Origin of the sequence: Streptomyces sp. NPDC037389 (assembly GCF_040636475.1) — a bacterium.
Classification (GTDB): Bacteria; Actinomycetota; Actinomycetes; order Streptomycetales; family Streptomycetaceae; genus Streptomyces; species Streptomyces hesseae.
On record NZ_JBEZUS010000070.1, the window covers coordinates 1 to 1208 of the forward strand.

Here is a 1208-nt window from a genome sequence, read left to right on the forward strand (position 1 = left end):
CGATCGGGAGCAAGACGACCCAGTACTCCGCCACGGCCGCGACCGTGGAGGTCTGGTGCACGGGTGTGTTCGGCACCGCTGGTGAGAAAACCACCACCCCCGTCAGCAGTGACTGGTTCACGATGACCCTGCAACTGCGATGGGTGGACGACGACTGGAAGGTCGAGTCCTTCTCCCAGAAGGACGGCCCCGCGCCCGTCCCCGGAGACAACAAGGCCTCCACCGCCGACGAGATGTCCAAGGCCGTCCAGGAGTACGGAGGGTTCACGTATGCCCGCTAACCAGCGTCGCGTACTCAGGGCAGCAACCGCCTTGACTGCCGTGCAGGCCACGCTCGTACTGCTCGCCACGCGAGCCGTAGCCGCACCCACGCCGTCGCCAACTCCGTCGAACGACAACTGCGACCTCATCGTCGGCCCCGCCAAGGACTACTGCGAACGAGGCGAGAACGCCCGCTCCGGAGGCGGTGGGTCGTCCCCCGATGCCGTCCCCTCCACCCTCGATCCCCTCTCCTCCCTCGCCAAGGGCTGTGCCGACGCCGCCGCCTGGACCGTCGACACGCTCAGCAAGGCCGTGAAGAACACCGCCGACGTCGACTTCACCAACGGCACCTTCCTCAAGCAGTACGGCATCGTCTTCGCCGCGTCGACGATCCTCACCCTCGTCCTGTGGCTGCTGGCGGTCGCCAAGCGTGCCGTGCGCGGCGTCCCCCTCACCACCGCGCTCTCCGAGGCCGTCGGGTTCCTCTGGCTCACCGTGCTGGCCTCGGCGTTCACGCCGTTGATCCTGTACACGGTCGTCTCGGCCACCGACGCCGTCACCGACGTCCTGGCCAAGGGCACCGGCGACCAGACGGACACGTTCTTCGGCACGTTCAGCCAGGCACTGAAGCAGGGCAACGACATCGGCGGCGGCCCGATCATGCTGATCATCGTGTCGTTCGTGTCGATCATCGCCGCGGGCGTCCTCTACCTGGAGCTGTACCTCCGCGCCGTCCTGCTCTACGTCGGCGCCCTGCTCGGCGTCGTCGTCTACGCCGGCCTGGTCGACAAGAACCTGTGGGGACACGTCCGCCGCTGGGCGGGCATCATGATCGCCGTGATCATGGTCAAGCCCGTCATCGTCATCGTCCTCGGCCTCGCCGGCGCGCTGACCACGAAGGACGGCCCCGACTCCGTCGCCGCCGTCGTCTCCGGCCTCGCCATCAT

Annotated in this window: 1 protein-coding gene and 1 pseudogene; both read left to right on the forward strand. The window is 67.7% G+C overall.

The features are described from left to right. Positions 1–281 (forward strand): annotated as a pseudogene (locus AB0E98_RS33820) (hypothetical protein); the annotation flags it as partial. Then, on the forward strand, positions 271–1208 hold a 938-nt coding region (locus AB0E98_RS33825; RefSeq protein ID WP_361710332.1), incomplete at its 3' end, for a hypothetical protein. The pseudogene AB0E98_RS33820 and the gene AB0E98_RS33825, both read left to right, overlap by 11 nt.